At 76.8% G+C, this 14487-nt stretch carries 14 protein-coding genes; 7 read left to right on the top strand and 7 right to left on the bottom strand.

Features of this window, described 5'->3' with window-relative positions:
- Positions 1-3349 (bottom strand): proline dehydrogenase family protein (locus tag HLB09_RS05185; RefSeq protein WP_171202344.1); only part of this gene is annotated, 3349 nt, incomplete at its 3' end.
- Between the two features lie 53 nt (positions 3350-3402).
- On the opposite strand from HLB09_RS05185, the gene HLB09_RS05180 reads away from it, so the two are divergent.
- Positions 3403-4212 carry a helix-turn-helix domain-containing protein gene (locus HLB09_RS05180; protein ID WP_171202343.1) on the top strand — a complete coding sequence of 270 codons (810 nt, stop codon included), beginning with the start codon at positions 3403-3405 and terminating at the stop codon, positions 4210-4212.
- A gap of 81 nt (positions 4213-4293) precedes the next feature.
- Positions 4294-4647 (top strand): hypothetical protein, encoded by a 354-nt coding sequence (locus HLB09_RS05175; protein ID WP_171202342.1) that lies wholly within the window; start codon positions 4294-4296, stop codon positions 4645-4647.
- Positions 4648-4662: 15 nt separating this feature from the next.
- Here the strand turns inward: HLB09_RS05175 and HLB09_RS05170 are convergent, their stop codons facing one another.
- The 3 genes from HLB09_RS05170 to HLB09_RS05160 form a co-directional block, all read right to left on the bottom strand.
- A complete protein-coding gene (locus HLB09_RS05170) occupies positions 4663-5004 on the bottom strand; it encodes a DUF3140 domain-containing protein (protein WP_171202341.1) in 342 nt (113 codons plus the stop codon).
- 160 nt (positions 5005-5164) lie between these two features.
- Entirely contained in the window at positions 5165-5497 is a 333-nt protein-coding gene (locus HLB09_RS05165; protein WP_171202340.1) for a YnfA family protein, read from the bottom strand.
- Between the two features lie 81 nt (positions 5498-5578).
- Complete coding sequence (locus HLB09_RS05160) at positions 5579-7126, bottom strand: LGFP repeat-containing protein (protein ID WP_171202339.1); 1548 nt, start codon at positions 7124-7126, stop codon at positions 5579-5581.
- 205 nt (positions 7127-7331) lie between these two features.
- Between HLB09_RS05160 and HLB09_RS05155 the strand changes: the two genes are divergently transcribed.
- Entirely contained in the window at positions 7332-8192 is an 861-nt protein-coding gene (locus tag HLB09_RS05155) for a class I SAM-dependent methyltransferase (RefSeq protein WP_212770583.1), read from the top strand.
- A 143-nt stretch (positions 8193-8335) separates the two neighbouring features.
- Positions 8336-9196: an SDR family oxidoreductase gene (locus HLB09_RS05150; RefSeq protein ID WP_171202337.1), complete on the top strand. Its 861-nt coding sequence runs from the start codon at positions 8336-8338 to the stop codon at positions 9194-9196.
- 69 nt (positions 9197-9265) lie between these two features.
- Here the strand turns inward: HLB09_RS05150 and HLB09_RS05145 are convergent, their stop codons facing one another.
- Both HLB09_RS05145 and HLB09_RS05140 read right to left on the bottom strand, forming a co-directional pair.
- On the bottom strand, positions 9266-9616 hold the full coding sequence (locus HLB09_RS05145) for a cupin domain-containing protein (protein ID WP_171202336.1): 351 nt from the start codon (positions 9614-9616) through the stop codon (positions 9266-9268).
- A gap of 74 nt (positions 9617-9690) precedes the next feature.
- Positions 9691-10440 carry a TetR/AcrR family transcriptional regulator gene (locus tag HLB09_RS05140; protein ID WP_171202335.1) on the bottom strand — a complete coding sequence of 250 codons (750 nt, stop codon included), beginning with the start codon at positions 10438-10440 and terminating at the stop codon, positions 9691-9693.
- A gap of 88 nt (positions 10441-10528) precedes the next feature.
- On the opposite strand from HLB09_RS05140, the gene HLB09_RS05135 reads away from it, so the two are divergent.
- Positions 10529-11401 (top strand): NmrA family NAD(P)-binding protein, encoded by an 873-nt coding sequence (locus HLB09_RS05135; protein ID WP_171202334.1) that lies wholly within the window; start codon positions 10529-10531, stop codon positions 11399-11401.
- Positions 11402-11501: 100 nt separating this feature from the next.
- Here HLB09_RS05135 and HLB09_RS05130 read toward each other — a convergent pair whose 3' ends face one another.
- Entirely contained in the window at positions 11502-12101 is a 600-nt protein-coding gene (locus HLB09_RS05130; protein ID WP_171202333.1) for a dihydrofolate reductase family protein, read from the bottom strand.
- Positions 12102-12355: 254 nt separating this feature from the next.
- On the opposite strand from HLB09_RS05130, the gene HLB09_RS05125 reads away from it, so the two are divergent.
- Together HLB09_RS05125 and HLB09_RS05120 are read left to right on the top strand one after the other, a co-directional pair.
- Positions 12356-13177, top strand: a complete 822-nt coding sequence (locus HLB09_RS05125) for an ABC transporter ATP-binding protein (protein WP_171202332.1) — start codon at positions 12356-12358, stop codon at positions 13175-13177.
- 101 nt (positions 13178-13278) lie between these two features.
- Entirely contained in the window at positions 13279-14319 is a 1041-nt protein-coding gene (locus tag HLB09_RS05120; RefSeq protein ID WP_171202331.1) for an iron-siderophore ABC transporter substrate-binding protein, read from the top strand.
- Positions 14320-14487 lie beyond the last annotated feature (168 nt).

Below are 14487 nucleotides of genomic sequence, written 5' to 3'. Positions count from 1 at the left end.
GGTCCGCCCCGGCGGCCGCGACGGCCCGCAGGTCCTCCCGGTCAGCCGGGACGCTGAGCTCGAGCGGCGTCCCGGCGCGGGCCGCGGCGAGGCGCACCCGGGCGACGTCGCGCGGCGTCGTCCCCGGCCCGCACCGCACGCGCAGCGACGGCAGCGGCCGGTAGCGGAAGGTGTTCTCCTCCACCTCGAGGCCGGTCTCGTCGTGCTCGACGCCGACCTCGGCGGCCCAGGCGCGCTCGTCGGACGCGGCGGCCGCGCGCAGCCACGCCGCGTCGTCGTCGCCCACGTGGGACGTCGTGGCGGCCAGCACCGCGGCGACGGACGGGACGACGTCGCCGCCCGTGGTCGCGGGGAGCGGCTCGGCGTCGGCCCAGGTGCCCAGCTGGGCGACGTAGTTCGGCCCCCCGGCCTTGGCGCCCGGGCCGACGGTCGAGCCGTCCCAGCCGCCGAAGGACTGCCGCTGCACGATCGCCCCGGTGATGTGGCGGTTGACGTAGGCGTTGCCCACGGGCGCCAGCTCGAGCCAGGCGTCGACCTCGGCGTCGTCGAGCGTGTGGATGCCGCCGGTGAGGCCGTAGCCGGTCTCGGCGGCCACCTGCGCGGCCTCCTCGAGGTCGCGCACCGCCATGACGCCGAGGACGGGGCCGAAGCACTCCGTCGTCGCGAACCACGAGCCGCGCCGCACGCCCTCGCGGAGGCCCGGCGACCACAGGCGCCCCGATCCGTCGAGCGGCCGGGGCTCGACGAGCCAGCGCTCGCCGGGCTCGAGCGTGGTCAGGCCTCGCAGCAGCTTGCCGCTCGGCGGCTCGATGACGGGGCCCACGACGGTGGACAGGTCCGTGCCCCACCCGACGGGCAGCGAGCGGACGGCGTCCGCCAGCTGGCGGCGGAAGCGGTCGGAGCGCGCCACGCTGCCGACGGCCAGCACGAGGCTCGCGGCCGAGCACTTCTGGCCCGCGTGGCCGAAGGCGGAGCGGACGACGTCGGCGACCGCCAGGTCGACGTCCGCCGACGGCGTGACGACGAGGGCGTTCTTGCCGCTGGTCTCCGCGAGCAGCCGCAGGTCGGGCCGCCACGAGCGGAAGAGCCGCGCCGTGTCGGACGCGCCCGTGAGGACGACGGCGTCGACGGCGGGGTGGGTGACGAGGCGCCGCCCGGCGTCGGCCTCGTCGGTGCGCAGCAGCTGCAGCAGCCCCTCCGGCGCGCCCGCCTCGGCGAGCGCCCGCTGGATCGGCTCGAGGCCGACCTCGGAGCACCGCACCACCTGCGGCGCGGGCTTGATGACGACGCCCGCCCCGGCCGCGAGGCCCGCGAGCACGCCGCCCATGGGGATGGCGACGGGGAAGTTCCACGGCGGCGTCACGACGACCACCCGCGCCGGGGTGAAGGCGGCGCCCTCGACCCGGTCGAGCTCGACGGCGCTGCGCGCGTAGTAGCGGGCGAAGTCGGCGGCCTCGGAGACCTCGGGGTCGGCCTCGGCCACCGTCTTGCCGGCCTCGTGCGCCATGACGGCGACGAGGTCGCCGCGGCGGGAGGCGAGCAGGTCGCCGGCGCGGCGCAGGACGGCGGCGCGCTCGGCGGCCGGGACGCGCGCCCAGGCCTCGCCGGCCGCGCGGGCCCGCTCGACGGCGGCGTCGACCGCGGCGACGTCGGTGACGACGGCCGCGCGGACCGGGCCGGGGTCGCGGGTGAGCACCTGCTCGGCCCACACCCGGTTGGCCGGGAGCGACGGGTCGGTGTCGGGCTCGCCGGTGAAGGCGAGCGCCTCGTCGGGGGCGCTGCCGGTCGTGGGCTCCCCCGGGCTCCGCTCGCCGCCGGAGGCCTCCTCGGCGAGGCGGTCCTGCGTGCGCCGCGGCGAGGCGGGCACCGCGAAGCGGCGGCGCACGGAGTCGCGGAAGCGCTGCTCCTGGTCAGCCAGGGGCGCCCCGTCCGCGGACTCCGGCGCGAAGAGGGCGTAGAGGTAGTTCTGCGGCGCGGCGTTCTCCTCGAGGCGGCGCACGAGGTAGGAGACGGCGACGTCGAAGTCCTCGGGGTGCACGACGGGCGTGTAGAGCACGAGCCGCCCGGCGTCGGCCCTCACGGCGCGCGCCTGCGCGGGCGCCATCCCCTGCAGCATCTCGACGTCGAGGCCGTCCTCGGCCCCGCGGGCCCGCGCCACCTCCACGGCCAGCGCCACGTCGGGCAGGTTGTGGCTGGCGACGCCGATGCGCACCCAGCGCGTGCGCTCGGGCGTGAGGGCGACGTCGAGGAGGCGGACGTAGTTCGCGTCGACGTCCTCCTTCGAGGTGTACGGCGCCTGCGGCCAGTCGTGCACCTCGGCGTCGACGTGCTCCATCGCGAGGTTGGCGCCCTTGACGAGGCGGACCTTGACCGGCGCCCCGCCGGCCTCGACGCGGGCGCGGGCGAAGGCGGTGATGCGCTCGAGCGCCGGGAGGGCGTCGGGCAGGTAGGCCTGCAGGACGATGCCCGCCTCGAGGTCCTCGAGCCCGGGCGTGGACACGAGCTGCTCGAAGACGTCGACGGTGAGGTGGAGGTCCTTGTACTCCTCCATGTCGAGGTTGAGGAAGACGTGCGGCGAGCGCGAGCGCGCCGTCCGGTACAGCGGCAGCAGGCGCTCGACGAGGCGGTCGCGGCTGCCCTCGACGTCCCACGGCACGAGCTGCGCCGCGACCGAGGACGCCTTGACCGAGACGTAGTCGACGTCCTCGCGCTCGACGATCCGGCGGACGGCGTCGAGGCGGCGGTCGGCCTCCTCGTGGCCGAGCACGGCCTCGCCGAGGAGGTTGAGGTTGAGCTGGACGCCGTCCCGCCGGGCCTTCGCCAGGTGGCGGCCGAGCGGGCGGTCGCCGGCGTCGGCGACGAGGTGGCCGACCAGCTGGCGCAGGCGCAGGCGGGCGGCGGGCATGGCGACCCGCGGCAGGAGCGGCGCGAGGCGCGCGCCGGCGGCCATGAGCACCCTGTCCGGCACGGAGAGGAAGTCCGGCAGCGCGTCCCCGACCATCTCGCCGAGCGCCCGGGCGGCGACGGCGTCGTCCTCGGGGCGCGCGACGCGGTCGACGAAGAACATCGTCATGTCGACGCCGGCGGGGTCGTGGACGAGGGAGGCGAGGCGCTCGGTCGCCTTCTTCTCGTCGGCGGCCTGCGGGCCCTTCGTCGCCTCGACCCAGCGCTGCGCGCGCTCCAGCGCCGCGGGCACGCAGCGCTCGACGACGTCGTCGGCGGGGGCGGCGGGCACGGACGCGACCCAGGCGTCCCAGGCCTCGCGCTGCTGCGCGAGGCCCTCGCGGGCCGCGCCGGACGTCGGGGCGGGCGTCGTCGCCGCGCCGGGGGCGGGGTCGGTGAGCGTCATCTCCCGAGGGTGCGCCCGCCCGAGGGCACCTGTCTTGTACGGTCCCGACTCCCATGACGAGCGGCGCGCACCACGGCCCCGACGCGGACGAGCGCGGCGCCGTCGACGACGTCGCCGTCCCGCTCCCCGCCCCCGGCCGCCTCCCCGGCGGGTGGCCCGCGGAGGCGCTCGCGCCCGCGCTCCTCGACCTGCTCGACGAGACCGCCGACGTCATGTTCTGCGCGAAGGACGCGGGCGGGCGGTACACGGCCGTCAACGACGCCTTCGTGCGGCGCACGGGCGAGCGCTCGCGCCGCGACGTCGTCGGCCGCACCGCGCGCGAGCTGTTCGTGCCCGACCTCGCCGAGCGCTACGAGGAGCAGGACGCCGGCGTGCTGCGCACCGGCGAGCCGCTGCGCCACGAGCTCGAGCTCATCCGCCGCGAGGGCGGTGCCCCGGGCTGGTACCTGACGACCAAGCTGCCGGTGCGCGGGGCGGACGGCGACGTGCTCGGGCTGGTGAGCCTCAGCCAGGACCTCCGCGAGGCCGACGACGCGGACCCGGCCCTCACCGGCCTGTCACGGGTCGTCGAGCTCGTCCAGGCCTCGGTCGCCGCCCCTCCCCGCACGAGCGACCTCGCCGCCGCCGCGGGCTGCTCGGTGCCCGTGCTCGAGCGGCGCGTCCGCCGGGTGTTCGGCCTGTCACCCCGCCAGCTCGTGCTGCGGACGCGGATCGACCGCGCCGCCGACCTGCTGACGACGACGGACACCCCGCTGGCCGATGTCGCCGCCGCCTGCGGCTTCTACGACCAGCCGTCCTTCACCCGGCAGTTCGCGCGCCTCGCCGGGGAGACGCCGGGGCAGTTCCGGCGGCGGGGGCGCTGACGGCTCCGGCCGCGCCCACGGACGGGTGACCCCGCGCGCCGCACGGGGTCACGGCGTCGCTCCTGCGCCACTGTCGGCGACGTGAACCCCGTCCGCTTCGTCCGAGCCCTGCCGCAACCCGCGAAGGCCGTCTACACCGTCTTCTTCGTCGCGCTCGTCGTCGCCTTCGCCCTCGTCTTCGCCCTTCGGGACCCAGACGTCGTCCTGGTCCTGGTGGCGCCGGGTGCGCTCATGGTCGTCGTCGGCCTGCTCCAGGTCTTCGACGTCAACGGCACCGCGACCCGCATGGCGTCCTTCGTGACCGAGAGCCGACCGCTCGGCGTCGACTACTCCCGGTCCGTCATGGCCACGCCCCGCTACGTGCGCCTGGTGGGTCTCGCGTACGTGCTCATCGGCCTCTTCTGGTGCGCGCTGGCCCTGGGCCTCGTCGAGTGAGGACGAGGCGAGGCCCTAGGCCAGCGGGTCGTTGCCCCAGTTCATGAGCGAGTAGCGCCACCTCGAGTGCTCGACGTCGTCCTTCGGCTTCTGCGCCCGGTGCCGGTGCACGTAGCCGACGACCTTCTTCATGTGCGCGACGTCGTCCTCGGTGAGGTCGTCCTTCTTGGTCCGCTGGATCTCGACGATCCGCCGCCCGCTCTGGTGGCCGGTCGACTCGCCGTCCCCGCCCGTGTCGCCCACGGACTTCGACTCGTCCGTCTCCAGCCACTCCTCGAGCTGCTTCGGCGTCATGTTGACGGCGTCCTGCCAGTCGTCCCACACGTCGTCGAGGCCCTCGGCCCGCTGCTTCGCCATGGCCAGCACTCTGCGGCAGGCCCCGGGCGGCGGCACCTCGAGGCCGGACGAGCGGTGCTCTCCGCCGACGGGGAGGACGACGTCCGGTGCTGCGCGCGTCGTCGCAGGTCAGCGGCTCGGCCTCGTGGTCGGTAGGGGGTTGGTCCTCCCCGGCGGCGTCCTACCCCCGCGGCCCGTACATGATCACGCCGACCCCGAGGACGCAGATCGCGGCGCCGACGACGTCGGCCGTCGTCGGGCGGAAGCCGTCGAGGGCCACCCCCCACAGCAGTGATCCGACGACGAAGACCCCGCCGTAGGCCGCGAGCACCCGGCCGAAGGAGGCGTCGGGCTGCAGGGTGGCGACGAAGCCGTACGCGCCGAGCGCCATGACGCCGAGCCCGGCCCACCACCACGGCCGGCCCTCGCGCACCGCCTGCCACACGAGCCACGCCCCGCCGATCTCGGCGAGCGCGGCGAGGGCGAAGAGCGGGACGGAGCGCAGCACGGTCATGGCGCGTGAGCCTGGCAGCGCGGAGGGCCGGGAGGGCGGCTCGCCCTCCCGGCCCTCCCGGCCCCTCGCGCGAGGAGTCCCTCAGTCGAGCTCGACGACGGTCGTGCGCGTGGCCGTCACCCAGCGGATCGACCCGCCCTGGAAGTGGCTGACGAGCCCGGTCGAGGTCTTGAGCACGTCCGAGGTCGGGTAGCCCAGCGCTCCGCGCTCCCAGCCCAGGGAGGCCCAGCGCGAGCGGATCGCCCCGCGCACGTCGTGCGACCCGGTCGCGTCGGTGGCGTAGATCGAGCCGCCCTGGAAGTGGCTGTACGCCCCCCGGCCGTCCGGCGTCCGCGTCTCGTCGCTGGTCGGGTAGCCGAGCACGGAGCGCTCCCAGCCCATGGCCGCCCAGCGGTCGCGGATGCCGCCGCGCACGTCGTGCGCGCCCGTCGCCGCGGTCGAGTACACCGAGCCGCCCTGGAAGTGGCTGTAGGCGCCCTTCCCGTCCGGCGTGCGGGCCTCGTCGGTCGTCGGGAAGCCGAGCGGCGAGCGCTCGAAGCCCATGCCGGCCCAGTGGTCGCGGATGGTCCCGCGGACGAGCGACGCCTCGGTCGTCGGGCTGTCGTAGAGCGAGCCGCCGGCGAAGTGGCGGTAGCGCCCCTCCCGGGGCGCAGGGGTCGACTGCTCGGCGGTCGTCGCCCGGCCCAGGACGCCGGACTCACCGCCCAGCGCGCCCCACTTGGCCGTGATGGGCGAGACGGGCGCGACCGCGGGGCGCGTGCCCGGCGTCGGGCACGGCGAGGTGTTGCGCCCGGAGTACTTGGGCACGGGCTCGCCCGCGTACAGGCGGCAGGGCCCGTAGTCGTGGCCCTGCAGGGTGGCCCCCGTCCAGAACGACGTGCGCCCCATCGCGCCGTCCCAGCTGAGGGAGAAGTGGACGTGGTCGCGGTGGGGGCTCGAGCCGTTGTAGGCCTTCCACACGCCGTTGTAGGAGCCCCAGATCTTGCGGTCCCAGATGATGTACATGACGCCGAGGCGCCGGGCGTTGCCGGCGGTGACGCCCTGCGCGTCCGGGCCGACGAGCCACTGGATCATCGTCGCGGCCTTCTCGGCGTCGGCCGCCCGGTTCGCGTCCAGCATCCAGTCGTAGGCGCGCCCGTCCGAGTGCTCGGTCACGCCGCTGTTGCAGTTCCGCGTGATCCCGCCGGCGTTGGCGCCGTAGGTCCGGTCGAGCAGGTCCCGGAAGGCCACCGTGCCCGGGCGCTCGACGGGGTCGCAGCTCACCTGGGCGACGTACTTGGCGAGGGCCTCGGGAGAGCCGCTGTAGGAGCGCACCGGGCGAGGCACGGGCGCGGCCGCCAGGGCGGCGGGCGCGAGGACGTCGGCGCCGGGGGCGTCGACGTCGGGGCCCTCCATGCTGGCGCGGACGGCCTGCTCGTGGGCGTCGGACGACTCGTGCGCGTGGGCCGCGTCGTGGGCGTCGGCGGACGCGGGTGCGGGAGCGGCGGCGAGGGCGGGGGCGCCCGGCGCGGCGAGCAGGAGGGCGGCGAGGACGGCGGCGGCGGCTCCGCCGGCGGTGCGGCGGTGGGTGCGGCGGGCGTCGGCAGGGGCCGGGAGGGCGGGCGTCGGGGTCGGTGACGGCGGCGTCATGGGCTGGTCGTACCAGACGTCCGAGGCTCGTGGTGCGGGAGGGGCGGATGAGGTGTATGGGACGGCATGGACGACGGCGTCGGTGCGGCCACGACGGCGGGGGACGGACGACATGTCCTCGTGGATCGGCACGGGCGCCGACGGCCTTGAGCGGACGGTCCGGAGAGGGCTCGGCACCGCCGCGCCGCGCCCCTACGGTCACCCCGTGAGCCCCCTCCCCGACGACCTCCCGCCCGAGCTCGCGGCCAACCGGCGCAACTGGGACGAGCGCGTCCCGATCCACCTCGTGGGCTACGGCGCGGACGCCTTCGCCGCCGATCCCGAGCGCCTGAGCGACGTGGCCCGCGAGGACCTCGCCCTCATGGGGCCCCACCTGCCCGGAGGCTCGGTGGCGGGGCTCGACCTCGTGCACCTGCAGTGCCACATCGGGACCGACACGCTGTCCTTCGCCCGCCTCGGCGCCCGCGTGACGGGCGTCGACCTCTCCCCGGCGGCCGTCGCCGCGGCCCGCGACCTCGCCCGGCGGGCCGGGCTCGCGGCGGACTTCGTCGAGGCCGAGGTCACCGCGGCGGCGGACGTCCTGGGCCGGACCTTCGACGTCGTCCACACGAGCATCGGCGCGCTGTGCTGGCTGCCCGACCTCGACGCGTGGGCGCGGACCGTCGCGGCGCTCCTGCGCCCGGGCGGGCTCTTCTTCGTCCGCGACACCCACCCCGTCCTCGCCGCCCTCGACGACGAGCGCGACGACGACCAGCTCGTCCTCACCCGCCGGTACTTCGCCGGGCCGCCGCTGCGGTGGGACGACGACGTCAGCTACGTCAACCAGGACGTGCGCATCGAGAGCCGCGAGACGTGGGAGTGGCACCACCCGCTGTCGGAGGTCGTCGGCGCGCTGCTCGGCGCCGGCCTGCGCGTCACCTCGCTCGGCGAGCAGACGACGCTGCCGTGGAGGGCGCTGCCGCACATGGTCGAGGTCATCACGGAGCACGGCACCGCCCACGCGCTGCCCGCGGGGCGCGAGCGCCTGCCGCTCACCTTCTCCCTCACCGCCGTCCGCGACGGCTGAGCACCCGGGCCCAGCCCGGCGCCCGAGCCCGGCGCCCGAGCCCGGCGCCCGTGCCCGGGGCGGCGGGACGGGAAGCAGCCGTACTGCTCAAGCGTTCATGCACCTCGCGCGCCGACGGTCGGCGCGGGGACGGAGCGCCTGCCATGTCGATCGTCGTCACCGGAGCCACCGGCCAGCTGGGCCGCCTCGTCGTCGAGGAGCTCCTGGAGCGCGGCGCCGCCGCCGACCAGGTGCTCGCGACGGGACGCCGCACGGACCGGCTCGAGGACCTCGCCGCACGCGGCGTCCGCACCGCGCAGGTCGACCACGACGACCCGACGACGCTCGACGGCGTGATCGGGCGCGGCGACGTCGTCCTCCTCGTCTCGGGCTCCTCCCCGGGCGCGCGGGTGGAGCAGCACCGCGCCGTGCTCGACGCGGCGGTGCGCGCGGGCGCCGCGCACGTCGTCTACACGTCGGCGACGCGGGCGGACGACACCCCGCTCGTGCTGGCGCCCGACCACGCCGCGACCGAGGAGCTGCTCCGGGCCGCCGACGTGCCGGTCACGGTGCTGCGGAACGACTGGTACACGGAGAACTACGGCGCGGACCTCGAGCGCGCCCGCGAGACCGGCGTGCTCGCCGCGGGCGCCGGCGACGGCCGGGTCGCGAGCGCCTCCCGCCGCGACTACGCCGCCGCGACGGCCGCCGTCCTCCTCGACCCGTCGGCGCACGCGGGGCGCACGTACGAGCTCGGCGGCGACGTCGCCTGGACCTACGACGAGCTGGCCGCCGCGATGGGCGAGGTCCTCGGGCGGGAGGTCACCTACCAGCGCCTCTCGCCCGAGCAGCAGGGCGCCGCCCTGCGCAGCGCCGGGCTCGACGAGCAGACGGCCGGCTTCGTCGTCGCGCTGGACCAGAGCATCGCGGCGGGGGCGCTCGACGTCACGACGGGCGACCTCTCGCGCCTCGCCGGTCGCCCCAGCACCCCGCTCGTCGAGGGCCTGCGCCCGCTGGCGGGCTGAGCCGGCTGACGGCTCGACCGCTGCGGCTCGGGCAGCCTCCGGGCGGCCCGAGCCGCGGGCGGCCGCCGCTCAGGCGCTCGCCGGCTGGTCCCGGTCGTGCACCTGCGCGGGCGGGTGCGTGGCCTCGACGGCGGTGAAGGGCTCGAGGATCGCGTAGGCGTGCACGGCGCCCTGCGGCACGACCCACGAGTCGCCCGCCTCGAGGACGACGACCTGGCCCTCGCTGCGCAGCTCGGCGCGCCCGGCGATGACGTAGCCGACCGTCTCGTACTCGCGGGCCACCTCGGGCTCCGGGTCCCCGGGCGGCTGCTCGCGCCACATGCGCATGCTCGTGGTGGCCCCGCTCGCGAGGTGCACCTGCCCCATCGCCCCGCGGGGCGAGTGCGCGTTGTCGGCCTTGATGATCGTCGTGTCACCCATGGCGCGACGCTACGGCCGCCGCGCGCCGACGGCGCGCCCAGCCCGGAGCCCGCCGGCAGCAGTGGGCGCGGACCTCAGTGCGCGAGGGGCGGTGCGGCGCGCCGGGGTCCGGTGACGCGGTCCAGCCACTCCCCCAGCAGGTCCCGCTCCGCCGGGCTGAGCTCGTCGAGCCCCGGCAGCTCGGCGCGCAGGGCGTTGGCCGCGGGCACGGCGCCCGCCACCGGGCTCTCGAGGGCGTCGGTCGTGACGGCAGCCATGACGGCGTCGAAGGTGCTGCTCGACAGAGCGAGGTCGCGCTCCCCCTCCTGGAGACCGAGGAGCGTGAGGACCACGCCGCAGGCGGCTGCGTGCACCATGTCGGCGGCGAGCTGCACGTCGACGCGCAGGCGCCCCGCAGCGGCGATCGCCGTCATCCGGGAGCGCAGCACGCCGAGGGCCCGCGACGCCGCCTCGGGCCGCCGCCCCGGGACCGGGTCGCCGTACATGAGCGAGAAGAGCGCGGGGTTGGCCAGGCCGAAGCCCACGTGGAGGTCCCAGCCCGCGCGGAGCTCGGCCACCGGGTCACCGCCCCGCGCGGGCGGCTTCGCGGCGAGGTAGGTGGCGTACCCGTGCTCGGCGACGGCGGCGAGCAGGCCCGCCTTGTCGCCGAAGAGGCGGTAGATCGTCGGCGCCTGCGTCCCAGCGGCGGCCGCGACGGCGCGGGTCGAGACGGCGTCGCGACCGCCCTCGGCCAGCAGGTCGAGCGTCGCGCGGACGACGTCGTCGCGCAGGCGCCCCCGGCCCGCCTCGGCGACCGCTCGGACCTCTCCGACGCCCTGACTCATGGTTCCGATGGTAACTCGCGCTTGCTAACGGTGGACACGGCGCTTACGGTCGCGACGTTATCGACGGAAGCACTAGAAGGAGAACACCGTGATCATCGTCACCGGAGCCACCGGCCAGCTCGGCCGCGCCAGCGTCGAGCACCTGCTCGAGCGCGTCCCCGCCTCCGAGGTGGGCGTCAGCGTCCGCGACCCGGAGCGGGCCCAGGACCTCGCCGACCGCGGCGTCCGCGTCCGCCGCGGGGACTTCACCGATCCGTCCACCCTGGCCGCCGCCTTCGAGGGCGCGACGCAGGTCCTGCTCGTCTCGGGCCCGGCGGGCGCGGAGTCGCACGTCGCGGCGGTCGACGCCGCCGTCGCCGCCGGCGCCCGGCGCGTCGTCTACACCTCGCACATGGCCGCCGGCGCGACCCCGGCGCCGCTCTTCGCGCCGGCTGTCGGCCACGCCGAGACCGAGCGCCACCTCGAGCGCAGCGCCGTCGCGTCCACGGCCCTGCGCGACGGCTTCCACGCCACCAGCGCGCTGCCCATGCTGGGCCGCGGCGTCGAGACGGGGGAGCTGCGCCTGCCCGAGGGCGGCCCCGTCTGCTGGACGGCGCAGGACGACCTCGGCGTCGCCGCGGCCGTCGCGCTCACCGAGCCGGAGCGCCTCTCCGGCACGACGCCCCCGCTCACGGGCTCCGAGCTGCTCGACATGGACGAGGTCGCCGACGTCGTCGCCGAGCTGACGGGCCGCCCGCTGCGGCGGACCACCGTCTCCGACGAGAGCTTCCTGGCCGAGCGGATGGCGGCAGGGATGCCGGAGGCCTACGCCCGGCTCGCGCTGACCTTCTTCACCGCGGGCCGCCGCGGCGACTTCGCGGCGACGGACCCCGCCCTCGCGGACCTCCTCGGCCGCGAGCCGGTGCGCCTGCGCGACGTGCTGGCCGCCCAGCTGGGCGTCGCCGCTCCCGCCGGCGCCTGACCACCCGCCGTCCCGACGGCGGAGCCGTCCACGAGCACCGACGGCGGAGCCGTCCACGGACGTGACCGTGCACGGTCACGCTCGCGGACGGCTCCCGGGCTCACACCGACCCGGCGACGTCCTCGTACGCCTGCGCCGCGGGCAGGTCCGCCGGTGCGTAGACGAGCCGCAGCACGCCGGTGGGCAGCGCCCGCGAGCTCAGCAGCCGCAGCGGCTGCACCTCGTCGCCCTCGTCGAAGAGGCGCCCGCCACGGCGGGCGGCCACGGGGTGCACGAGCAGACGCAGCTCGTCGAGCACCCCGGCGGCGAGGAGCTGGCGCACGACCGAGGGGGACCCCGCGACGAGCACCTTCCCCACCGACGCGTCCTCCCGCAGGGCCCGCACCGCCGCGACGACGTCGGGCGCCGCCTCCGCGTTCCGCCACCCCAGGTCCTGCGCGCCCCGCGTCGCGACGACCTTGCGGACGTCGCCGAGCTGCCGGGCGAAGTCGGCGTCCTCCCCGCCGGCGGCCTCGCGGTCGGGCCAGGCGCCGGCGAAGCTCTCGTACGTCACGCGACCGAGGACGAGGACGTCGACGTCCTCGTAGTCCTCGCTCACCGCCGCCCCCATGGCGTCGTCGAAGTAGGGGAAGTGCCACGCGGGGTCGACCTCCACGACACCGTCGAGGGCGGAGAACAGGGTCGAGACGACTGCTGCCACGGGGGGACCTCCCGGCCGTCGCGCCCGTCCGGCACGGGCGCTGGTGCCGAGGTGGACCCGCGCCGCCGCGCCAGCTCATCGGTCGCCCCGGGCCGGGGGCGCACAGCGACCTGCGGACCCGCAGGCCCGGCCCGGTCGCGGGGCCCTGACCTGCGGTGACGCTCCGCGACCGCCCCACGCGCAGGTCGTCCGGCGCCGGAGCGACGCGCCGAGGGCTTGATCCAGGAGGTGTCGGTGAGGGTAGCCTCACCTCCATGCCAGCCGAGTGGGCGCTCCGCGCCGAGGACGTCGAGGTGCGCTTCGGCGACGCGACCGCGGTCGACGGGGTGAGCGCCTCCCTCGAGCGGGGCCGCGTGACCGCGCTCGTGGGGCCCAACGGGTCGGGCAAGTCGACGCTCCTGCGGGCGATGTCGCGCCTCGTCGTGCCGCGGGCGGGCGCGGTGGCCCTGCCGGACGTGCCCGACGTCGCCGTCCTCCGCGGCCGTGACCTCGCCCGCCGCGTCGGCCTGCTCGCGCAGCAGCGGCCGACGCCCGCGGGCGTCACCGTGCGGGACCTCGTCGGCTACGGCCGCCACCCGCACCGCCGCGGCTGGCGGGGCACCGACGCCGGCGGCGCGACCGCCGTCGCGCGGGCGCTGTCGCTCACCGGCCTCGAGGAGCTGGCGGAGCAGGCCCTCGAGACCCTCTCGGGCGGCCAGCTGCAGCGCGCCTGGCTCGCCTCCGCGCTCGCGCAGGAGACGGACGTGCTCCTGCTCGACGAGCCCATCAACCACCTCGACCTGCGCTACCAGGTGGAGGTGCTCGACCTCGTCCGCTCCCTGGCGGACGAGCACGGCGTCGCGGTGGGGGTCGTGCTGCACGACCTCGACCACGCCGCCGAGGTCGCCGACCGCGTCGTCGTCCTCTCCCGCGGGCGCGTCGTCGCCGACGGGACGCCGGAGGAGGCCCTCACCGAGGACGTCCTCTCGGCGGTCTACGAGATCGACGTCCGCGTCGGCCGCGACCCCGTCGACGGAGCCCTGCGGGTGCGCACGCGCCCCGTCCGGGGCTGCGCCCGACGCCCCGCCCTCGTCTGAGGGCGACCCGCACACCCCTCCCCCGGGCCGGCCCCTGCCGACGGCAGCCGGCCGCCTCCCCGATCGCGACCACGGTCGCCGACCCAGAGATCCGGTGCCCCATGCCCTCCTCCCCCTCCTCCGGCGCGCCCCGCGGCGTCCGCCCCGGCCGCACGGCCCTGCTGCCGGTCGCGGCCCTCGCCCTGCTGCCCGCCCTGGCTGCCTGCGGCACGACGAGCGACGCCGTCGACCCCGGCGCGTCCTCGACGGCCGGCGCCGTGACCGTGCAGGACGCCACGGGCGCCGACGTCGTGCTCGAGGACGGCCCGGCCACCCGGGTCGTCGCGCTCGAGTGGGCCCAGGCCGAGATGCTCTCGAGCCTCGGCACCGAGCTCGTCGGCCTCTCCGACGTCGAGGGCTACGAGAGCTGGGTCGGCGGCGCCGTGCCGCTCGCGTCCGAGCCCACCGACGTGGGCCTGCGCACCGAGCCCAGCGTCGAGCAGATCGCCGACCTCGAGCCGGACCTCATCGTCGGCGTCACCGAGTCCGTGCCGGACGCGGTGCGCGAGCAGATGGAGCAGGTCGCACCCGTCCTGCTCCAGGCCGGCGCCGACGCCTCCGACCCCCTCGGCTCGGCCACGGCGGACCTGCGGACCCTGGCGACGGCGGTCGGCGCCGAGGACGCGGCGGACGAGGTCGTGGCCTCCATGGAGACCACGCTCGAGGAGAACGCCCAGGTCCTCGCCGACGCCGGGCTCGCGGGGACGCCCGTCACCTTCACCTCCCCCTACGCCGAGGGCGCCAACGTCACCGTGCGCATGCACGGCCCCGGCTCGGCCCCCCAGGCGGTGCTCACCGCGATGGGCCTCGAGCCGGCGTGGACCGAGGCCGGCGACGAGGCCTACGCCATCTCGAGCACCGACGTCGAGGGCCTCACCGCCCTGCCCGCGGGCACCTGGTTCACCTGGTGGGCCAACGGGGCGAGCGAGGACCCGGTGGAGACGTCGCTGTCCTCCAACGCCGTCTGGCAGAGCCTGCCGTTCGTCCAGGAGGGTCGCGTCGCCGGCGTCGCCGACGGCGTGTGGGTCTACGGCGGTCCCGCCTCCCTCGCCGCCTTCAGCGACGAGATGACCGAGCTCCTCACCTCCGCCCAGGCGGGCTGAGGCCGCCGTGGGGGCCCCGACGGCGACGGACGGCGGCGCACGACGGCCGTCGTCGTCGGGCGCGCCCGTCCCGCCGGTCGAGGCCTCCGCCGCCGACCACGCCGACGCGGGAGGCCACTGACGTGGCCGTCCAGCGCACCACCGCAACCCCCACCACGACCACGGAGA

Source organism: Pseudokineococcus marinus (genome assembly GCF_013004605.1).
GTDB classification, from domain to species: domain Bacteria; phylum Actinomycetota; class Actinomycetes; order Actinomycetales; family Quadrisphaeraceae; genus Pseudokineococcus; species Pseudokineococcus marinus.
The sequence above is the reverse complement of the archived record's forward strand: the minus strand, read 5'-3'. Positions and strand labels throughout refer to the sequence as shown.